This is a genomic window from Parabacteroides caecihominis (genome assembly GCF_023656785.1).
GTDB classification, from domain to species: Bacteria; Bacteroidota; Bacteroidia; order Bacteroidales; family Tannerellaceae; genus Parabacteroides; species Parabacteroides segnis.
In genome coordinates, this window is the sequence record NZ_JAMOKS010000003.1 from 191,496 (window position 1) to 208,554 (window position 17,059).

8 protein-coding genes are annotated in these 17,059 nt (G+C 50.5%); all 8 read left to right on the forward strand.

Translation table 11 applies throughout. The annotated features are described in order from the left end of the window. The first annotated feature begins 15 nt into the window (after positions 1 to 15). The 8 genes from NBH14_RS03385 (at position 16) to NBH14_RS03420 (ending at position 17,023) form a co-directional block, all read left to right on the forward strand. Entirely contained in the window at positions 16 to 603 is a 588-nt protein-coding gene (locus NBH14_RS03385; RefSeq protein WP_004291461.1) for a DUF1896 domain-containing protein, read from the forward strand. Then, complete coding sequence (locus NBH14_RS03390) at positions 593 to 6,409, forward strand: helicase-like domain-containing protein (protein ID WP_004291462.1); 5,817 nt, start codon at positions 593 to 595, stop codon at positions 6,407 to 6,409. Before NBH14_RS03385 ends, NBH14_RS03390 begins: the two co-directional genes overlap by 11 nt. 657 nt (positions 6,410 to 7,066) lie before the next feature. Continuing rightward, entirely contained in the window at positions 7,067 to 8,992 is a 1,926-nt protein-coding gene (tet(Q), locus tag NBH14_RS03395; RefSeq protein ID WP_004291466.1) for a tetracycline resistance ribosomal protection protein Tet(Q), read from the forward strand. Beyond that, positions 8,992 to 10,707: a sensor histidine kinase gene (locus NBH14_RS03400; RefSeq protein ID WP_370527591.1), complete on the forward strand. Its 1,716-nt coding sequence runs from the start codon at positions 8,992 to 8,994 to the stop codon at positions 10,705 to 10,707. The genes tet(Q) and NBH14_RS03400 overlap by 1 nt, the downstream gene beginning before the upstream one ends. Next, positions 10,704 to 11,801, forward strand: coding sequence for an efflux RND transporter periplasmic adaptor subunit (locus NBH14_RS03405; protein WP_117588714.1), 1,098 nt, complete (start codon positions 10,704 to 10,706; stop codon positions 11,799 to 11,801). The genes NBH14_RS03400 and NBH14_RS03405 overlap by 4 nt, the downstream gene beginning before the upstream one ends. Before the next feature lie 18 nt (positions 11,802 to 11,819). Next, complete coding sequence (locus NBH14_RS03410; RefSeq protein WP_117588715.1) at positions 11,820 to 15,011, forward strand: efflux RND transporter permease subunit; 3,192 nt, start codon at positions 11,820 to 11,822, stop codon at positions 15,009 to 15,011. After that, positions 15,008 to 16,375: an efflux transporter outer membrane subunit gene (locus NBH14_RS03415; protein WP_117588716.1), complete on the forward strand. Its 1,368-nt coding sequence runs from the start codon at positions 15,008 to 15,010 to the stop codon at positions 16,373 to 16,375. The genes NBH14_RS03410 and NBH14_RS03415 overlap by 4 nt, the downstream gene beginning before the upstream one ends. A gap of 171 nt (positions 16,376 to 16,546) precedes the next feature. Next, on the forward strand, positions 16,547 to 17,023 hold the full coding sequence (locus tag NBH14_RS03420) for an HU family DNA-binding protein (RefSeq protein WP_117588717.1): 477 nt from the start codon (positions 16,547 to 16,549) through the stop codon (positions 17,021 to 17,023). Positions 17,024 to 17,059: the final 36 nt, after the last annotated feature.

Consider the following 17,059-nt stretch of genomic DNA (forward strand, 5'->3'; position numbering starts at 1 on the left):
CACTTGTTCAGAGTAATGAATTGTTCTTCGATACCGGATTACACTCATACTTTGGATTTAGTGGTGGCACTCGGAGGGATACCGAGTGCCTTTTTCTTCCTTTTTCCAACCGATTATCCCGTTAATTATCAATCCGCTAAATCCAAAGTAATGAACAACAAGAAGAAAAACGAGGGTCAGACCGACTTTTCCTATTACGGTCTGTACCTGCTGGACTATCTCCGCACGAACAAGTTTGAACAGGCTGACGACACCGCTTTCATACGGGAACGGGCCGACCGTGCCGCCGAAACGTATGAGAGGGCACGGCTTGAAGGCTATCCCGCCGATGGTGCGCAGGAACTGGCGATGGACACGCTGCTGCGCGGGCTGCATTATTCCCGTTACGCCATCCTCCGCGAAGTCGTGGAAAACGAGTTTGCCGATGAAGTGCCGGAAGAGAAGCGTGAAGCCTTTGTCCTGAAACTGCTGCCGCTTGTCGGCAACGTGTTCTCCGTCTATGACCTCTCGGATGACAATTTCGCCCTGTCTTCCGATTACGACCTGCTCTACACGGAGCTGACGGGAGCAACCGTCCTTTACTTAGACGAATATGGCGTTTAACCGCAAACAGAAACTGCGGGACAACATCGAGGCGATACGGACGGCATTCATCCTTGACAGGGAAAATAGGACAGCGACAACCGAAGAGCGTGCCATACTTCAAAGGTACTGCGGTTTCGGCGGTCTGAAATGTATCCTCAACCCTGCAAAGGAACTGACGGATGCCGTCCGGTGGGCGAAATCCGACCTCGAACTGTTCGCCCCGACGGTGGAGCTGCACAGGCTTATCCGTGAGAACAGCAAGGACGAAACAGAGTACAAGCGGTTTGTGGATTCGCTGAAAGCGTCCGTGCTGACCGCTTTCTACACCCCCAAAGAGATAACCGACACCATCGCGGACGTGCTGGCAGATTACAGCGTCCGCCCCGCCCGTATGCTCGAACCGTCGGCAGGTGTCGGCGTGTTCGTGGATTCCATGCTGCGGCACAGCCCCAATGCGGATGTGATGGCTTTCGAGAAGGATCTGCTCACGGGTACAATCTTGAGGCATCTCTATCCCGACCAGAAAATGCGCACCTGCGGTTTTGAGAAAATCGAAAGACCGTTCAACAATTATTTCGACTTGGCGGTGTCCAACATTCCGTTCGGTGACATTGCCGTGTTCGACGCGGAGTTTCAGCGGAGCGACTCTTTCGGCAGACGCTCCGCCCAGAAAACCATCCACAACTATTTCTTTCTCAAAGGACTGGATGCCGTGCGTGACGGCGGTATCGTGGCGTTCATCACCTCGCAAGGGGTATTGAATAGCACCAAGACCTCCGTGCGTAACGAGCTGTTCAGTCAGGCCAATCTGGTATCCGCGATACGCCTGCCCAACAACCTGTTCACGGACAACGCGGGCACGGAGGTGGGCAGTGACCTGATTGTCCTGCAAAAGAACCTCAGCAAGAAGGAAATGTCGCAGGACGAGCGGCTGATGACCGTGATACAGACGGACACGAAAACCGCCCTGACCGACAACGCCTATTTCATCCACCACCCGGAACGCATCGTGCATACGATGGCGAAACTTGACACAGACCCCTACGGGAAGCCCGCTATGGTTTATCTGCACGAGGGCAAGGCAGCAGGCATCGCCGGGGATTTGCGCCGTATGCTCGACGAGGATTTCCATTACAGGCTTGCCATGCGCTTGTATTCGGGTTCAATCCGGCAGGCAGGAACGGAAGAAAAAGTTGCCGTTCAAAATAAAGTAGAGCGTCCTGCCATAAAATTGGAAACAGTATCCTCGGCGCAGACGGTGGAAACTCCGACAGAAAAGCCGCAACCCGCAGATGAAAAGCCGGAGATAGAACCGCGCCCGCAATATTCCGCAGGCGTGCAGCTCACCCTGCTTGACCTCTGGGGGATGACGGAAGAGGTCAGCCAACCGAAAACCTCCAAAAAGAAAAAGACGGTGAAAAAGGCAGTTACGGCAAAGTCCACTCCGCCCAAACCGAAAGTCACGGTTACACCGACAGCTCCAACTGCAAAACCCGCAATGGAGAATAAGGAGGTGAAAGCGGAGAACACCGCCAAGCCTGCCGACCCGGACGACATCTATGCCACACTGGACTGGGATACCAATCCTCCCATCAACGGTTTCTATGAAATGATGATGGGTTTGACGCCGGAGCGTAGGAAAGAACTTCGGGAACTGGCAAGGCAGCATAACGAGAAACAAGTGGCGGAAAAGACGGAAGTGAAAGCCGTGCCGGAAACTTCCCGTGAGCAGCCACGACAGGAGGAAACACAGCCGGAGGCAGTCGCCGCACCTGCCGTTACAGATACCCCATCGGAAGCGGTGGGGACTTTCCTTTTCCCCGACATCGAAGCGGAAAAGCCGAAGGAGGAAGTCGTGGACCTTTCTCCGCGTGCCTACCACCGCACGCCGGAGATGCACCTGCGCGAAGGGTCGCTGGTGGCTGACCGGGGGCGTCATAACATCGGCTACCTGAAAGACATCACGCCATACGGGGCGACATTCCAGCCGCTCGACCTGAAAGGATACCAGAAGGAAAAGGCGTTGTTGTATGTGTCGCTGCGTGACGCCTACGAGCGTCTGTACCGTTATGAATCGCTCCGGCGCGAGGCAAATGTTCCGTGGCGAGAGCATCTGAATACCTGTTACGATGAGTTTGTCATGCGCTACGGCAACCTCAACGCCAAGCAGAACGTGAAGTTAGTGATGATGGATGCGGGCGGGCGCGACATCCTTTCGCTGGAACGGATGGAAAACGGAAAGTTCGTCAAGGCGGACATCTTCGAGCATCCTGTTTCCTTCGCGGTGGAGAGCCATGCCAACGTAGGCTCTCCCGAAGAAGCCCTGTCTGCGTCGCTCAACAAATATGGTACGGTCAATCTCGACTATATGCGGGAGATAACCGACAGCACGGCGGAGGATTTGCTCACTGCCCTGCAAGGGCGCATCTACTACAATCCGCTCGTGACCGGTTACGAAATCAAAGACCGTTTCATCGCCGGAAATGTCATAGAGAAAGCGGAACGCATAGAGGCATGGATGGGTGACAATCCCGAAAATGAGCGTATGCCGGAGGTGAAGCAGGCGTTGGAGGCTCTGAAAGATGCCGAGCCGCAGCGCATCGCCTTCGAGGATCTGGACTTCAATTTCGGGGAACGCTGGATTCCGACGGGTGTCTATGCCGCCTACATGAGCCGGCTGTTCGACACGGAGGTGAAAATCGCCTATTCCGCAAGCATGGACGAGTTTTCGGTGGTGTGCGGCTACCGCACCATGAAAATCACGGACGAGTTTCTGGTGAAGGGGTATTACCGGAACTATGACGGTATGCACCTCCTAAAACACGCCCTGCACAACACCTGCCCTGACATGATGAAGTCCATCGGCAAGGACGAGCATGGCAACGACATCAAGATGCGCGACAGCGAGGGAATACAACTCGCCAACGCCAAGATTGACGAGATACGAAACGGCTTCTCCGAATGGCTCGAAGAGCAGTCGCCGCAGTTCAAGGAGCGGCTTGTGACGATGTATAACCGCAAGTTCAACTGTTTCGTGCGCCCGCGCTACGACGGCTCCCATCAGACCTTTCCCGACCTCAACCTGAAAGGGCTGGCAAGCCGGGGTATCAAGAGCGTCTATCCCTCACAGATGGATTGCGTCTGGATGTTGAAACAGAACGGCGGCGGAATTTGCGACCACGAGGTGGGAACCGGTAAGACGCTGATAATGTGCATCGCCGCGCATGAGATGAAGCGTCTGAATTTGGCACACAAGCCGATGATTATCGGGCTGAAAGCCAACGTTGCGGAGATTGCAGCCACCTATCAGGCGGCATATCCCAACGCACGTATTCTGTACGCTTCGGAGAAGGACTTTTCGACCGCCAACCGTGTGCGCTTCTTCAATAATATAAAGAACAACGACTACGATTGCGTCATCATGTCGCACGACCAGTTCGGCAAGATACCGCAGTCGCCGGAATTGCAGCAGCGCATCCTGCAAGCAGAGCTTGACACGGTGGAGGAAAACCTCGAAGTGCTACGGCAGCAGGGAAAGAACGTGTCGCGGGCGATGCTGAAAGGATTGGAGAAGCGCAAGCACAACCTTGAAGCGAAGCTGGAGAAGGTGGAACACGCCATAAAGTCACGCACGGACGACGTGGTGGATTTCAAGCAGATGGGCATCGACCACATCTTCATAGATGAGAGCCACCAGTTCAAGAATCTGACTTTCAACACGCGCCACGACCGTGTGGCGGGATTGGGAAACAGCGAGGGAAGCCAGAAGGCACTTAACATGCTCTTTGCCATACGCACCATACAGGAGCGCACAGGAAAAGACTTGGGTGCGACCTTCCTCTCCGGCACGACTATCAGCAACTCACTGACTGAATTGTACCTGCTGTTCAAGTACCTGCGCCCGAAGGAGCTGGAACGGCAGGACATAAGGTGTTTCGACGCTTGGGCGGCGATATTTGCCAAGAAGACGACGGATTTTGAATTTAACGTGACGAACAATGTGGTCCAGAAGGAGCGTTTCCGCTACTTCATCAAAGTGCCGGAGCTTGCCGCCTTCTATAATGAAATCACGGACTACCGCACGGCGGAGGATGTGGGCGTTGACCGTCCTGCCAAGAACGAGATACTGCACCATATACCGCCCACGCCGGAACAGGAGGACTTCATACAGAAACTGATGCAGTTCGCCAAGACGGGCGATGCCACCTTGTTGGGCAGGCTGCCGCTTTCGGAAACGGAAGAAAAGGCGAAGATGCTCATCGCCACGGACTATGCCCGGAAAATGGCACTCGACATGCGCATGATAGACCCGAATTACGAAGATCATCCCGACAACAAAGCGAGTCACTGTGCCAAGATGATCGCGGAGTATTATCAAAAATACGACGCCCAGAAAGGCACGCAGTTCGTTTTCTCTGATTTGGGGACATACCAGCCGGGCGACGGGTGGAACGTCTATTCGGAAATCAAGCGCAAACTGACGGAGGACTACGGTATACCGCCAAGCGAGGTGCGCTTCATTCAGGAGTGCAAGACCGACAAGGCGCGGAAGGCGGTGATAGACGCCATGAACGCCGGGACGGTGCGTGTGCTGTTCGGCTCTACCTCTATGCTCGGAACGGGTGTGAACGCCCAGAAACGGTGTGTGGCTATCCATCATCTCGATACGCCGTGGCGACCGTCCGACTTGCAACAGCGTGACGGACGCGGAGTTAGGGCAGGTAATGAGATTGCCAAACATTTCGCCGGGAACAACGTGGATGTAATCATCTACGCGGTGGAGAAGTCACTGGACAGCTACAAGTTCAACCTCCTGCACTGCAAGCAGACTTTCATAAGCCAGCTCAAAAGCGGTGCGATGGGTGCGCGTACCATCGACGAGGGGGCAATGGACGAAAAATCGGGCATGAATTTCTCGGAATACATGGCGTTGCTCTCCGGCAATACCGACCTGTTGGACAAGGCGAAACTGGAAAAGCGGATCGCATCGCTCGAAGGGGAACGCAAGTCGTTCAACAAGGGCAAGCGTGATTCGGAGTTCAAGCTGGAGTCAAAGACCGGCGAGTTGCGCAACAACACGGCTTTCATAGATGCCATGACGGAGGACTGGAACCGCTTCCTGTCGGTGGTGCAGACCGACAAGGAGGGCAACCGCCTTAATATAATAAAGGTGGACGGAGTGGATTCCGCCGATGAGAAGGTCATCGGAAAGCGTTTGCAGGAGATAGCCAAGAATGCCACGACCGGAGGGTTGTACACGCAGGTCGGTGAACTTTACGGTTTTCCGATAAAGGTGGTGAGCGAAAGGATACTCAAAGAGGGATTGGAGTTCACCGACAACCGCTTCGTGGTCGAGGGGAACTACAAGTACACCTACAACAACGGGCATCTGGCGATGGCTGACCCGTTGGCCGCCGCCCGCAACTTCCTCAACGCGATGGAGAGGATACCCTCCATCATCGACCAGTACAAGGCGAAGAACGAGGTGCTGGAGATGGAGATACCGCAGTTACAGGAGATAGCGGGTAAGGTGTGGAAGAAGGAGGACGAGCTGAAGCAGTTGAAGTCCGAACTTGCCGCCCTTGACCGAAAAATTCAGCTGGAGCTTGCGCCACCCACGCCCGAAGTCGCAGAAAAGGAGAATGAAGGGCAACAGCTCAAGCCGGAAGCGGAAGATGTGAGGAACAGGCAGGCGCAATATCCCGAAAATGCACCGCCGCAGATACGCAGTCCGGCGGATAGTATCGTTGCCAACCATGTCATAATCGGGCGTCCGGGACTGTATGCCAAGGAGGAAACCCGGTCCAAAGGATTGAAAATATAACCTAAGGAATTTTATCTGAAGTATTAATAAGGGCTATCCCAAAAGGTCTAAAAGTAAATTTTATCCTTTCTGCAAGTATCTATAGGATGGCAACTGCATTTTTTTCTTTTTGGGCAGCCCTTATTAAAATTTATTCTTATTTTAGGTTATATACATTCATGTCCATTTATGTAAAAAATTCCTGCTGACCTTGTTTATGTCTTGTCAGTCACCATTTGCAAAACCATATTTGACCCTCAAAGAGGCTGAATTTGATAAGTAACTTGCTACATACTCATAATAAGGAGCTAAATAGAACACGAATGGGAAATACACAAATGCTAAACTAAAGAAGATATTGGCCAAAATAAACGCTATACCGAGAGAGAAACTTGATTTTTCAACTTCCTAAAACGGTGTTGTTCAAACATTTCTACTTATTTGTACTTGCCAGTTGAACCTACGCTTCCCTAATAAAATGTCTATGGTAAAAAGTTAAAAAATCCTCCCACTTTTGTTAGATATATTTTTTTGTGTAATTTTGTAATCGTTATGCGGCAGTAATAATATACATATTAATACGAGTTAGTAATCCTGTAGTTCTCATATGCTACGAGGAGGTATTAAAAGGTGCGTTTCGACAATGCATCTACTGTAGTATATTATTGCTTAATCCAAATGAATATTATAAATTTAGGAATTCTTGCTCACATTGATGCAGGAAAAACTTCCGTAACCGAGAATCTGCTGTTTGCCAGTGGAGCAACGGAAAAGTGCGGCCGTGTGGATAATGGTGACACCATAACGGACTCTATGGATATAGAGAAACGTAGAGGAATTACTGTCCGGGCTTCTACGACATCTATTATCTGGAATGGAGTGAAATGCAATATCATTGACACTCCGGGACACATGGATTTTATTGCGGAAGTGGAGCGGACATTCAAAATGCTTGATGGAGCAGTCCTCATCTTATCCGCAAAGGAAGGCATACAAGCGCAGACAAAGTTGCTGTTCAGTACTTTACAAAAGCTGCAAATCCCGACAATTATATTTATCAATAAGATTGACCGTGCCGGTGTGAATTTGGAGCGTTTGTATATGGATATAAAAACAAATCTGTCGCAAGATGTCCTGTTTATGCAAACTGTTGTCGATGGATCGGTTTATCCGGTTTGCTCCCAAACATATATAAAGGAAGAATACAAAGAATTTGTATGCAACCATGACGACGATATATTAGAACGATATTTGGCGGATAGCGAAATTTCACCGGCTGATTATTGGAATACGATAATCGCTCTTGTGGCAAAAGCCAAAGTCTATCCGGTGCTACATGGATCAGCAATGTTCAATATCGGTATCAATGAGTTGTTGGACGCCATTTCTTCTTTTATACTTCCTCCGGCATCAGTCTCAAACAGACTTTCAGCTTATCTCTATAAGATAGAGCATGACCCCAAAGGGCATAAAAGAAGTTTTCTTAAAATAATTGACGGAAGTCTGAGACTTCGAGACGTTGTAAGAATCAACGATTCGGAAAAATTCATCAAGATTAAAAATCTAAAGACTATTTATCAGGGCAGAGAGATAAATGTTGATGAAGTGGGTGCCAATGATATCGCGATTGTAGAAGATATAGAAGATTTTCGAATCGGAGATTATTTAGGTGCTAAACCTTGTTTGATTCAAGGATTATCTCATCAGCATCCCGCTCTCAAATCCTCCGTCCGGCCAAATAAGCCCGAAGAGAGAAGCAAGGTGATATCCGCTCTGAATACATTGTGGATTGAAGACCCGTCTTTGTCCTTTTCCATAAACTCATATAGTGATGAATTGGAAATCTCGTTATATGGTTTGACCCAAAAGGAAATCATACAGACATTGCTGGAAGAACGATTTTCCGTAAAGGTCCATTTTGATGAGATCAAGACTATCTACAAAGAACGACCTATAAAAAAGGTCAATAAGATTATTCAGATCGAAGTACCACCCAACCCTTACTGGGCCACAATAGGGCTGACTCTTGAACCCTTACCGTTAGGGGCAGGGTTGCAAATCGAAAGTGACATCTCCTATGGTTATCTGAACCATTCTTTTCAAAATGCCGTTTTTGAAGGGATTCGTATGTCTTGCCAATCTGGTTTACATGGATGGGAAGTGACAGATCTGAAAGTAACTTTTACTCAAGCCGAGTATTATAGCCCGGTAAGTACACCTGCTGATTTCAGACAGCTGACCCCTTATGTCTTCAGGCTGGCTTTGCAACAGTCAGGTGTGGACATTCTCGAACCGATGCTCTGTTTTGAGTTGCAGATACCCCAAGTAGCGAGTTCCAAAGCTATTACAGATTTGCAAAAACTGATGTCTGAGATTGAAGACATCAGTTGTAATAATGAGTGGTGTCATATTAAAGGGAAAGTTCCATTAAATACAAGTAAAGACTATGCCTCAGAAGTAAGTTCGTACACTAAGGGCTTAGGCATTTTTATGGTTAAGCCATGTGGGTATCAAATAACAAAAGACGGTTATTCTGATAATATCCGCATGAACGAAAAAGATAAACTTTTATTCATGTTCCAAAAATCAATGTCATTAAAATAATGGAGCGGTCAGGAAATTTCTATAAGGCAATACGGTTGGGATATATACTTATCTCCATTCTTATCGGATGTATGGCATATAATAGCCTCTATGAATGGCAGGAGATAGAAGCATTAGAACTTGGCAATAAAAAAATAGACGAGCTCCGAAAAGAAATAAACAATATCAATATTCAAATGATAAAATTTTCTCTATTGGGTGAAACAATACTGGAATGGAACGATAAAGATATCGAGCATTACCATGCACGGCGTATGGCAATGGACAGTATGCTCTGCCGTTTCAAGGCCACCTATCCAGCAGAGCGCATCGATAGTGTGCGCAGTCTTTTAGAGGATAAGGAACGACAGATGTTCCAGATAGTCCGGTTAATGGATGAACAACAATCTATTAACAAGAAGATAGCCAATCAAATTCCGGTTATTGTACAGAAAAGTGTGCAGGAACAGTCCAAAAAGCCAAAACGAAAAGGTTTCTTAGGCATATTCGGCAAAAAAAAGGAAGTAACTCCAGCAGTATCAACCACTATCCTTCATTCGGTCAATAGAAACGTAATCAGCGAACAGAAAGTGCAGGATCGCCAATTGTCGGAACAAGCCGACAGCCTTGCAGCTCGTAATGCAGAACTTAACAGACAACTGCAAGAATTGATTTGCCAAATAGAAGAAAAGGTACAAACCGAACTGCAAAGCCGGGAAAACGAAATAGTTGCCATGCGTGAAAAGTCATTTATGCAAGTAGGCGGTTTAATGGGATTCGTTCTTCTATTGTTGTTAATTTCCTACATCATCATACATCGTGATGCAAAAAGCATTAAACAATACAAGCACAAGACAACTGATTTGATAAGGCAACTGGAACAATCCGTACAACGGAACGAGGCACTGATAACGTCAAGGAAGAAGGCGGTACATACTATCACCCATGAACTGCGCACACCGCTGACAGCAATAACAGGCTATGCCGGACTGATACGGAAAGAACAGTGTGAGGATAAGTCCGGGCAGTATATCCAAAACATACTGCAATCCTCCGACCGTATGCGGGATATGCTTAACACTTTGCTTGACTTCTTCCGCCTGGACAACGGCAAGGAACAGCCCCGTCTGTCACCCTGCCGGATTTCAGCAATCACGCACACACTTGAAACGGAGTTCATGCCTGTTGCCGTGAACAAAGGGCTGTCCTTGTCCGTGAAGACTGGACACGATGCCATTGTATTGACCGACAAAGAGCGAATAATACAAATCGGGAATAACCTGCTGTCAAACGCTGTCAAGTTCACAGAAGAAGGCGGTGTTTCTTTGATTACTGAATATGATAATGGAGTTCTGACACTGGTCGTTGAAGATACAGGTACAGGCATGACAGAAGAGGAACAGAAACAAGCGTTCGGTGCGTTTGAACGTCTATCAAATGCCGCCGCTAATATCGCACAAGAGGGACTTCCCTATTTCTCTGTCGCATTTCTGTTCTTCGCTCTCAATTTGGTATGTGTGGGGTACTATCAAAGCCTTGGATGTTTCAAGACCGCCATCTTGCTCATGCTATTGCGAGGTCTTGTTTTCGTAGTTCCGGCTTTTCTTGTGTTACCGCGTGTCATCGGCGTTCCGGGACTTTGGCTGTCAGTTCCCCTATCGGAAATAATGACACAAATCCTTATTTTAGTTTATTATCTGCTAAACAGAAACAACAAAAACATATCGAACTTATGAAAAAGTATTTCTTGAGTACGTTGATACTCTGTTCAACATCATTTACTGCCTGTCACCAAACGGAACCGGAGCAGGAAGAAGTCAATTATTCGGTCATGACCGTAGGAAAAGGAGAAGTGACGCTGACCGAATCTTATTCCGCATCCGTACAGGGAAGGCAGGACATTGAAATCTATCCGCAGGTGTCCGGGACGATACAACAGGTATGCGTGAAAGAAGGGCAAGAGGTACGTCGGGGTGAACGGTTGTTTATTATAGACCAAGTTCCTTACCAAGCAGCCCTGCGGACAGCTATTGCCAATGTCCATTCTGCCGAAGCACAGGTACAGACCGCCCGGCTGACCTACGAAAGCAAGCAGGCACTTCATCGTGAAAAGGTCATTTCGGAATATGACCTCTCCACAGCCCGCAATGCGCTTCTCGTGGCCGAAGCCGCGTTGGAACAAGCCAAAGCGCAGGAGGTGAATGCCCACAACGACCTTTCTTATACAGAAGTAAAGAGTCCCGCAAACGGAGTAATAGGCACCATCCCTTACCGCGTGGGCACATTGGTCAGTTCCGGTTCGGCACAACCGCTTACTTCCGTATCGGATAATTCGGAGATGTATGTCTATTTCTCCATGTCGGGGCAGCGATTGCAGTCATTGATACGCTGTTACGGCTCCATCAACCGAACCTTGGAAGAGATGCCTGCCGTCCGTCTGCAACTGGGTGATGGAACTATCTATGAAAAGGAAGGGCGTATTGAGAGCATCAGCGGCGTACTTGACCGACAGACCGGAAGTGGCTCCTTGCGTGCCGTATTCCCCAACGCCGAACGGGTGCTGCTGAGCGGAAGCACGGGAAATATACTTATCCCGCAGACCTTGCAGGATGCTATTCCCATTCCGCAAGAAGCCACCTACGAATTGCAGGACAAGCTGTTTGTCTATCGGGTAGTGAATGGCAAGGCGGTGGCTACCCGTATTGAAGTCAATCCGGTGCATGACGGCATCCGCTATACCGTCACTTCCGGATTGGATGTTGGCGATGTGATTGTGACTACAGGCGTAGGCTTGCTCAATAACGGCGATGCCGTAACCTTAAAACCGTAATAAGAGGAGGAAGAAGTTATGAATTTACGATTCTTTATAGACCGCCCGGTCTTTTCCATCGTTATTTCCGTAATTATTGTTTTGTTGGGCATCATATCCCTGACGGGGCTGCCTGTGGAGCAATATCCAGACATTGCGCCGCCCACGGTGCAAGTAACGACTTCTTATCCCGGTGCCAATGCCGAAACGGTGCAGAAGTCGGTCATTGTCCCGTTGGAGGAAGCCATCAACGGTGTGGAGAACATGAGCTACATCCATTCGGAAGCCTCCAATACGGGAGATGTTACAGTGAATGTCTATTTCCGTCAGGGAACTGATGCCGACATGGCGGCAGTCAATGTGCAAAACCGCGTATCGAAGGCACAGGGATTGCTTCCTGCCGAAGTAACCAAAATCGGGGTGCAGACGCAGAAACAACAGAAGTCGCTATTGAAGGTGGTCGCCCTCTACAGCCCGGACGATTCATACGATATGCAGTTTATCAACAACTACATGAAGATAAATGTGGAGCCGCGCGTCAAGCGTATTGCCGGTGTGGGTGAGTTCAATGTATTGGCATCCAACTATTCCATGCGCATTTGGCTGAAACCGGACGTGATGGCGCAGTACAAACTGATACCGTCAGACGTGACCAATGCCCTCGAAAAGCAGAATTTGGAATCGGCTACGGGTGCTTTCGGCGAGAACCACGAGAATGCCTACGAATATACCATCAAATATAGGGGACGCTTCTCCACGCCCGAAGAGTTTGGTGATATTGTTATCCGTTCGCTTTCCAACGGAGAAATCTTGCGTCTGAAAGATATTGCCCGCATCGAGTTGGGTGATGAAGCCTATACCTATCGTGCCATGACGGACGGTCATGCGGGATGTATCACCGAGGCTTACCAGAGTGCCGGTTCCAATGCTACGGAGGTGGTACAGGAGATTGATGCGCTGATAGATGAAATATCCGAAGACTTGCCTGAAGGATTGAAGTTTGCCAGCTTGTTGAGCGTGAACGACTTTCTCTTTGCCTCCATCGAGAATGTGCTTTGGACGCTGATAGAGGCTATCATTCTCGTTGTACTGGTGGTTTATGTGTTTTTGCAGGACATCCGTTCGACACTGATTCCCACCATATCCATTATCGTCTCTTTGGTCGGCACGTTCGCTTTCATGGCGGTGGCGGGCTTTTCCATCAACTTGCTGACGCTGTTCGCACTGGTGCTTGCCATCGGTACGGTGGTGGACAATGCCATTGTGGTAGTCGAGGCAGTACAGGCGAAGTTCGATGCCGGTTACTACTCATCGTATATGGCGACGAACGAAGCCATGTCGGGCATTACGGCTGCCATCGTTACCTCTACGCTGGTGTTCATGGCGGTATTCATCCCGGTTTCCATGATGGGCGGCACGTCCGGCGTATTCTATACGCAGTTCGGCATCACGATGGCGGTGGCGGTCGGACTGTCGGCAGTCAATGCCTTGACACTTTCACCGACTCTGTGTGCCTTACTGCTTGAACCTTATATAGATGCGGACGGCAAAGAGAAAAGCGGTTTTTCGGCACGCTTCCGCAAGGCGTTCAATGCGGCTTTCGAGGTCTTGGTGAAGCGGTACGTTCGGGGTGTCATCTACTTCTGCCGCCATCGGGTGGTGACATGGGGACTGCTGGTGGCTACGGTGGCGCTGGTGGTGGTGCTGATGCGCACTACCAAGACCGGACTTGTGCCCGATGAAGATACGGGTACGGTCATGGTGAGCGTCAATACCAAGCCGGGCACTTCGCTCTTCCGCACCACCCAAGTATTGGCGCAGTTGGAAAAGGAAATCCAACAAATGCCGCAGGTGAAGCATTATGCCACCGTCAGCGGATATTCGCTCAGCGGTTCGGGAGCCAGTGCGGGACTGATTATCATCTCCCTGCGCGACTGGTCGGAACGTGACGGCAAGGAAGATGATGTAAACTCTATCATCGGACGCATCAACACCCTTTCACAGAAAATACCGGATGCGCAGTTATTTGCCGCCGCCCCGCCCATGATTAACGGCTACGGCATGGTGAACGGTTTTGAACTGCACGTGCAGGACAAGACGGGCAAACCTGTCAGTGAGTTGGACGATGCCACCAAGGGATTCATTGCCTCCCTGAGCCAATGCCCGGAAATCGGGACTGCCTATACCGCTTTTTCAGCAGACTATCCGCAATATACGCTGGACATTGATGCCGCCCGTTGCGAACGTTCGGGGCTTTCTCCGGCAGAGGTGCTTTCCACGGTGTCCGGTTACTATGGCGGGCAGTATGTCTCCAATTTTAACCGTTTCTCCAAGCTCTACCGTGTCATGATACAGGCGGAGCCGGACACACGGGTCACACCGGAATCGCTGAACCACCTCTATGTGCGTACCGGCAACGGTGAAATGGCTCCCATCAGCCAGTTTGCCCGGCTTACCAAGACCTACGGGCCACAGTCGCTCAACCGCTTCAACCTCTATGGCTCCATTGCGGTCAACGGTTCGGCTGCCGACGGCTATTCTTCCGGCGACGCCATCCGTGCCATCGGCGAAGCGGCGTCCACGGCATTGCCCAAAGGCTATACCTACGAGTTTGGCGGCATCACCCGCGAGGAAAGTCAGTCGAGCAGCAACACGGTGATTATCTTCGCCATTTGCTTTGTGCTGGTCTATCTCATCCTGAGCGCACTTTATGAAAGTTTCCTCATCCCGTTTGCCGTGGTGCTCGCCCTTCCTTTCGGCTTGCTGGGCAGTTTCCTGTTTGCCAAGCTGATGGGATTGGAGAATAACATCTATATGCAGACCGGTTTGATTATGCTCATCGGATTGCTGGCAAAGACCGCCATCCTGATAACGGAATATGCCGTCAAACGCCGACAGGCGGGCATGTCGCTGATACAAGCTGCCGTTGGAGCCGCCAAGGTGCGATTGCGCCCCATCCTAATGACAGCCCTTACAATGGTGTTCGGACTGCTACCGCTGATGGTATCAACGGGAGTAGGAGCCAACGGTAACCGCACGTTGGGTTCCGGTGCGGTGGGTGGTATGCTGGTCGGTACACTTGCCTTGCTATTTGTGGTTCCGGCACTGTTCATTGCTTTCCAGTGGTTGCAAGAGAAGGTACGTCCCATGCAGGCTGTTTCCTCCGGCGAATGGTCGATACAAGGTGAAATGGAAGATTTGAAGAAACATAAAAAGGAAAAGGAATCATGAGAAATATATTACTGACAACAGTTACCGCACTGCTGCTTGCCTCGTGCGGAGTCTATAAACCTTACTCCCGTCCGGAGGAAGTGAAAACCGATGGGCTGTATGGCACCGACATACAAGCGGAAGACACAGCCTCCATCGCCTCCTTGCATTGGAGCGAACTGTTCACCGACACACGCTTGCAATCCCTCATCCGGCGAGGACTGGAGAATAACAACGACCTTAACGTCGCACGTCTGAAAGTGGTGGAGGCAGAAGCCACGCTGATGTCTTCGCGCCTTGCCTACCTGCCCTCAGTGTCGCTTGCCCCGCAAGGTACGTTGAGTAGCTTCGATGGTAGCAAGACGACCAAGACCTACACCCTTGCTGCTTCCGCCGAGTGGGAGCTGGACTTGTTCGGCAAGCTGACCAATGCCAAACGTGGTGCCCGTGCCGCCTTAGAGCAGAGCCGCGCTTACCGGCAGGCAGTGCAGACACAACTCATCGCCACAATTGCCAACAGTTATTACAACTTGCTGATGTTGGATGTACAACTCGACATCAACCGCTGCACCGCCGAGAGTTGGAGCGAGTCGTTGCGCACGTTGGAACTGCAAAAGCAGTTCGGCAACACCACCGAAGCTGCCGTGCAGCAGGCACGTGCCAACCTGCTTACCGTGGAAACGAATGTGCTTACTCTGGAACAGCAAGTCAAGAAACAGGAAAATGCCATCTCCTTGCTCTTAGGCGATGTGCCTTCCCATATCGAACGCGGTACGTTGACAGAACAGCAATTTCCCGATACACTCTCCGTAGGTGTACCCCTGCAGTTGCTTGCCCGCCGTCCCGACATCCGTCAGGCAGAAGCATCGCTGGCACAGGCGTTCTATGCCACCGGTGCCGCCCGCTCCGCCTTTTATCCCAGCATTACGCTGGGCGGGTCTGCAGGTTGGACAAACAGTACCGGTGCCGCCATTATCAATCCCGGACGCTGGCTACTGAGTGCAGTCGGCTCATTGACACACCCCCTCTTCAACCGTGGGCGTAACATCGCCAACCTGCGCATCGCCAAGGCACAGCAACAGGAAGCGTTACTCTCTTTCCAGCAAAGTCTGCTGAAAGCGGGTAGCGAGGTGAACGATGCTCTTGCACAATGGCAGACAGCCGACCGCCGTTTGCAACTTGATGGCAAGCAGATAGCCGCTCTGCGCCGCACCGTGGAAAGTACCCGCCAGCTGATGGAACACAGCAGTAGCACCACCTATTTGGAAGTGCTTACCGCTCAGCAATCCCTGCTCTCCGCTGAACTGACGGAAGCAAACGATCATTTCGACAAAATACAGGGGATGATAAATCTGTATCATGCGTTGGGAGGTGGAAGCTGGTGAAAGACAAAGTGGCACTTCGAGGCGCACAAGGTGCCACTTTGTGGTGGTCGAAGTGGCACTTCGGAAAATCAAGAGTGGAGGTTAGTTCAGGCAACAGCAAAACGGATGCTTGCAAAGGCATCCGAGTGAGACAATAAACATTATTCATCAACCAATTAAAAACGTAAGACTATGCCTTTTGGGGAAAAAGCGTTTCAGAAGCAACAGGGCGTTTACTATCCCCAAGCCGTAGTGCAGGGCAAGCCCGTGGAAACGGAGACCATAGCAAAGGATTTGACGAAAATCTTCACAGTAAGTAACAGTGACGTGCAAGCCGTGTTGGGCGACATCGCAGGCGTGATGCACACGCGCATGGCGCAGGGCAAGAGCGTCCACATCAAGGGGCTGGGCTATTTCCGCTACACGCTCGACACGAAGGGCGTGAAGGATTTGGCGGACTTCGACAAGCAGGTGCAGGCGGTGCGCGTGCAGTTCACACCCGAACGGGAGCGGCTGTCGAACAAGACCTACACCCGTGCCCTTGTGGACAGCGATGATTTGGAATGGATTGAACTTTCTGCCGATGCGAAGGACGATGACCCGGCGCAGGGTGGCGGAAGCACAGACGGTTCCGGTAATGGCGAAGATGGTGACAATCCTTTGGGATAATGTCATTGCTGACAAAGATTGCTATAATGTATGCAG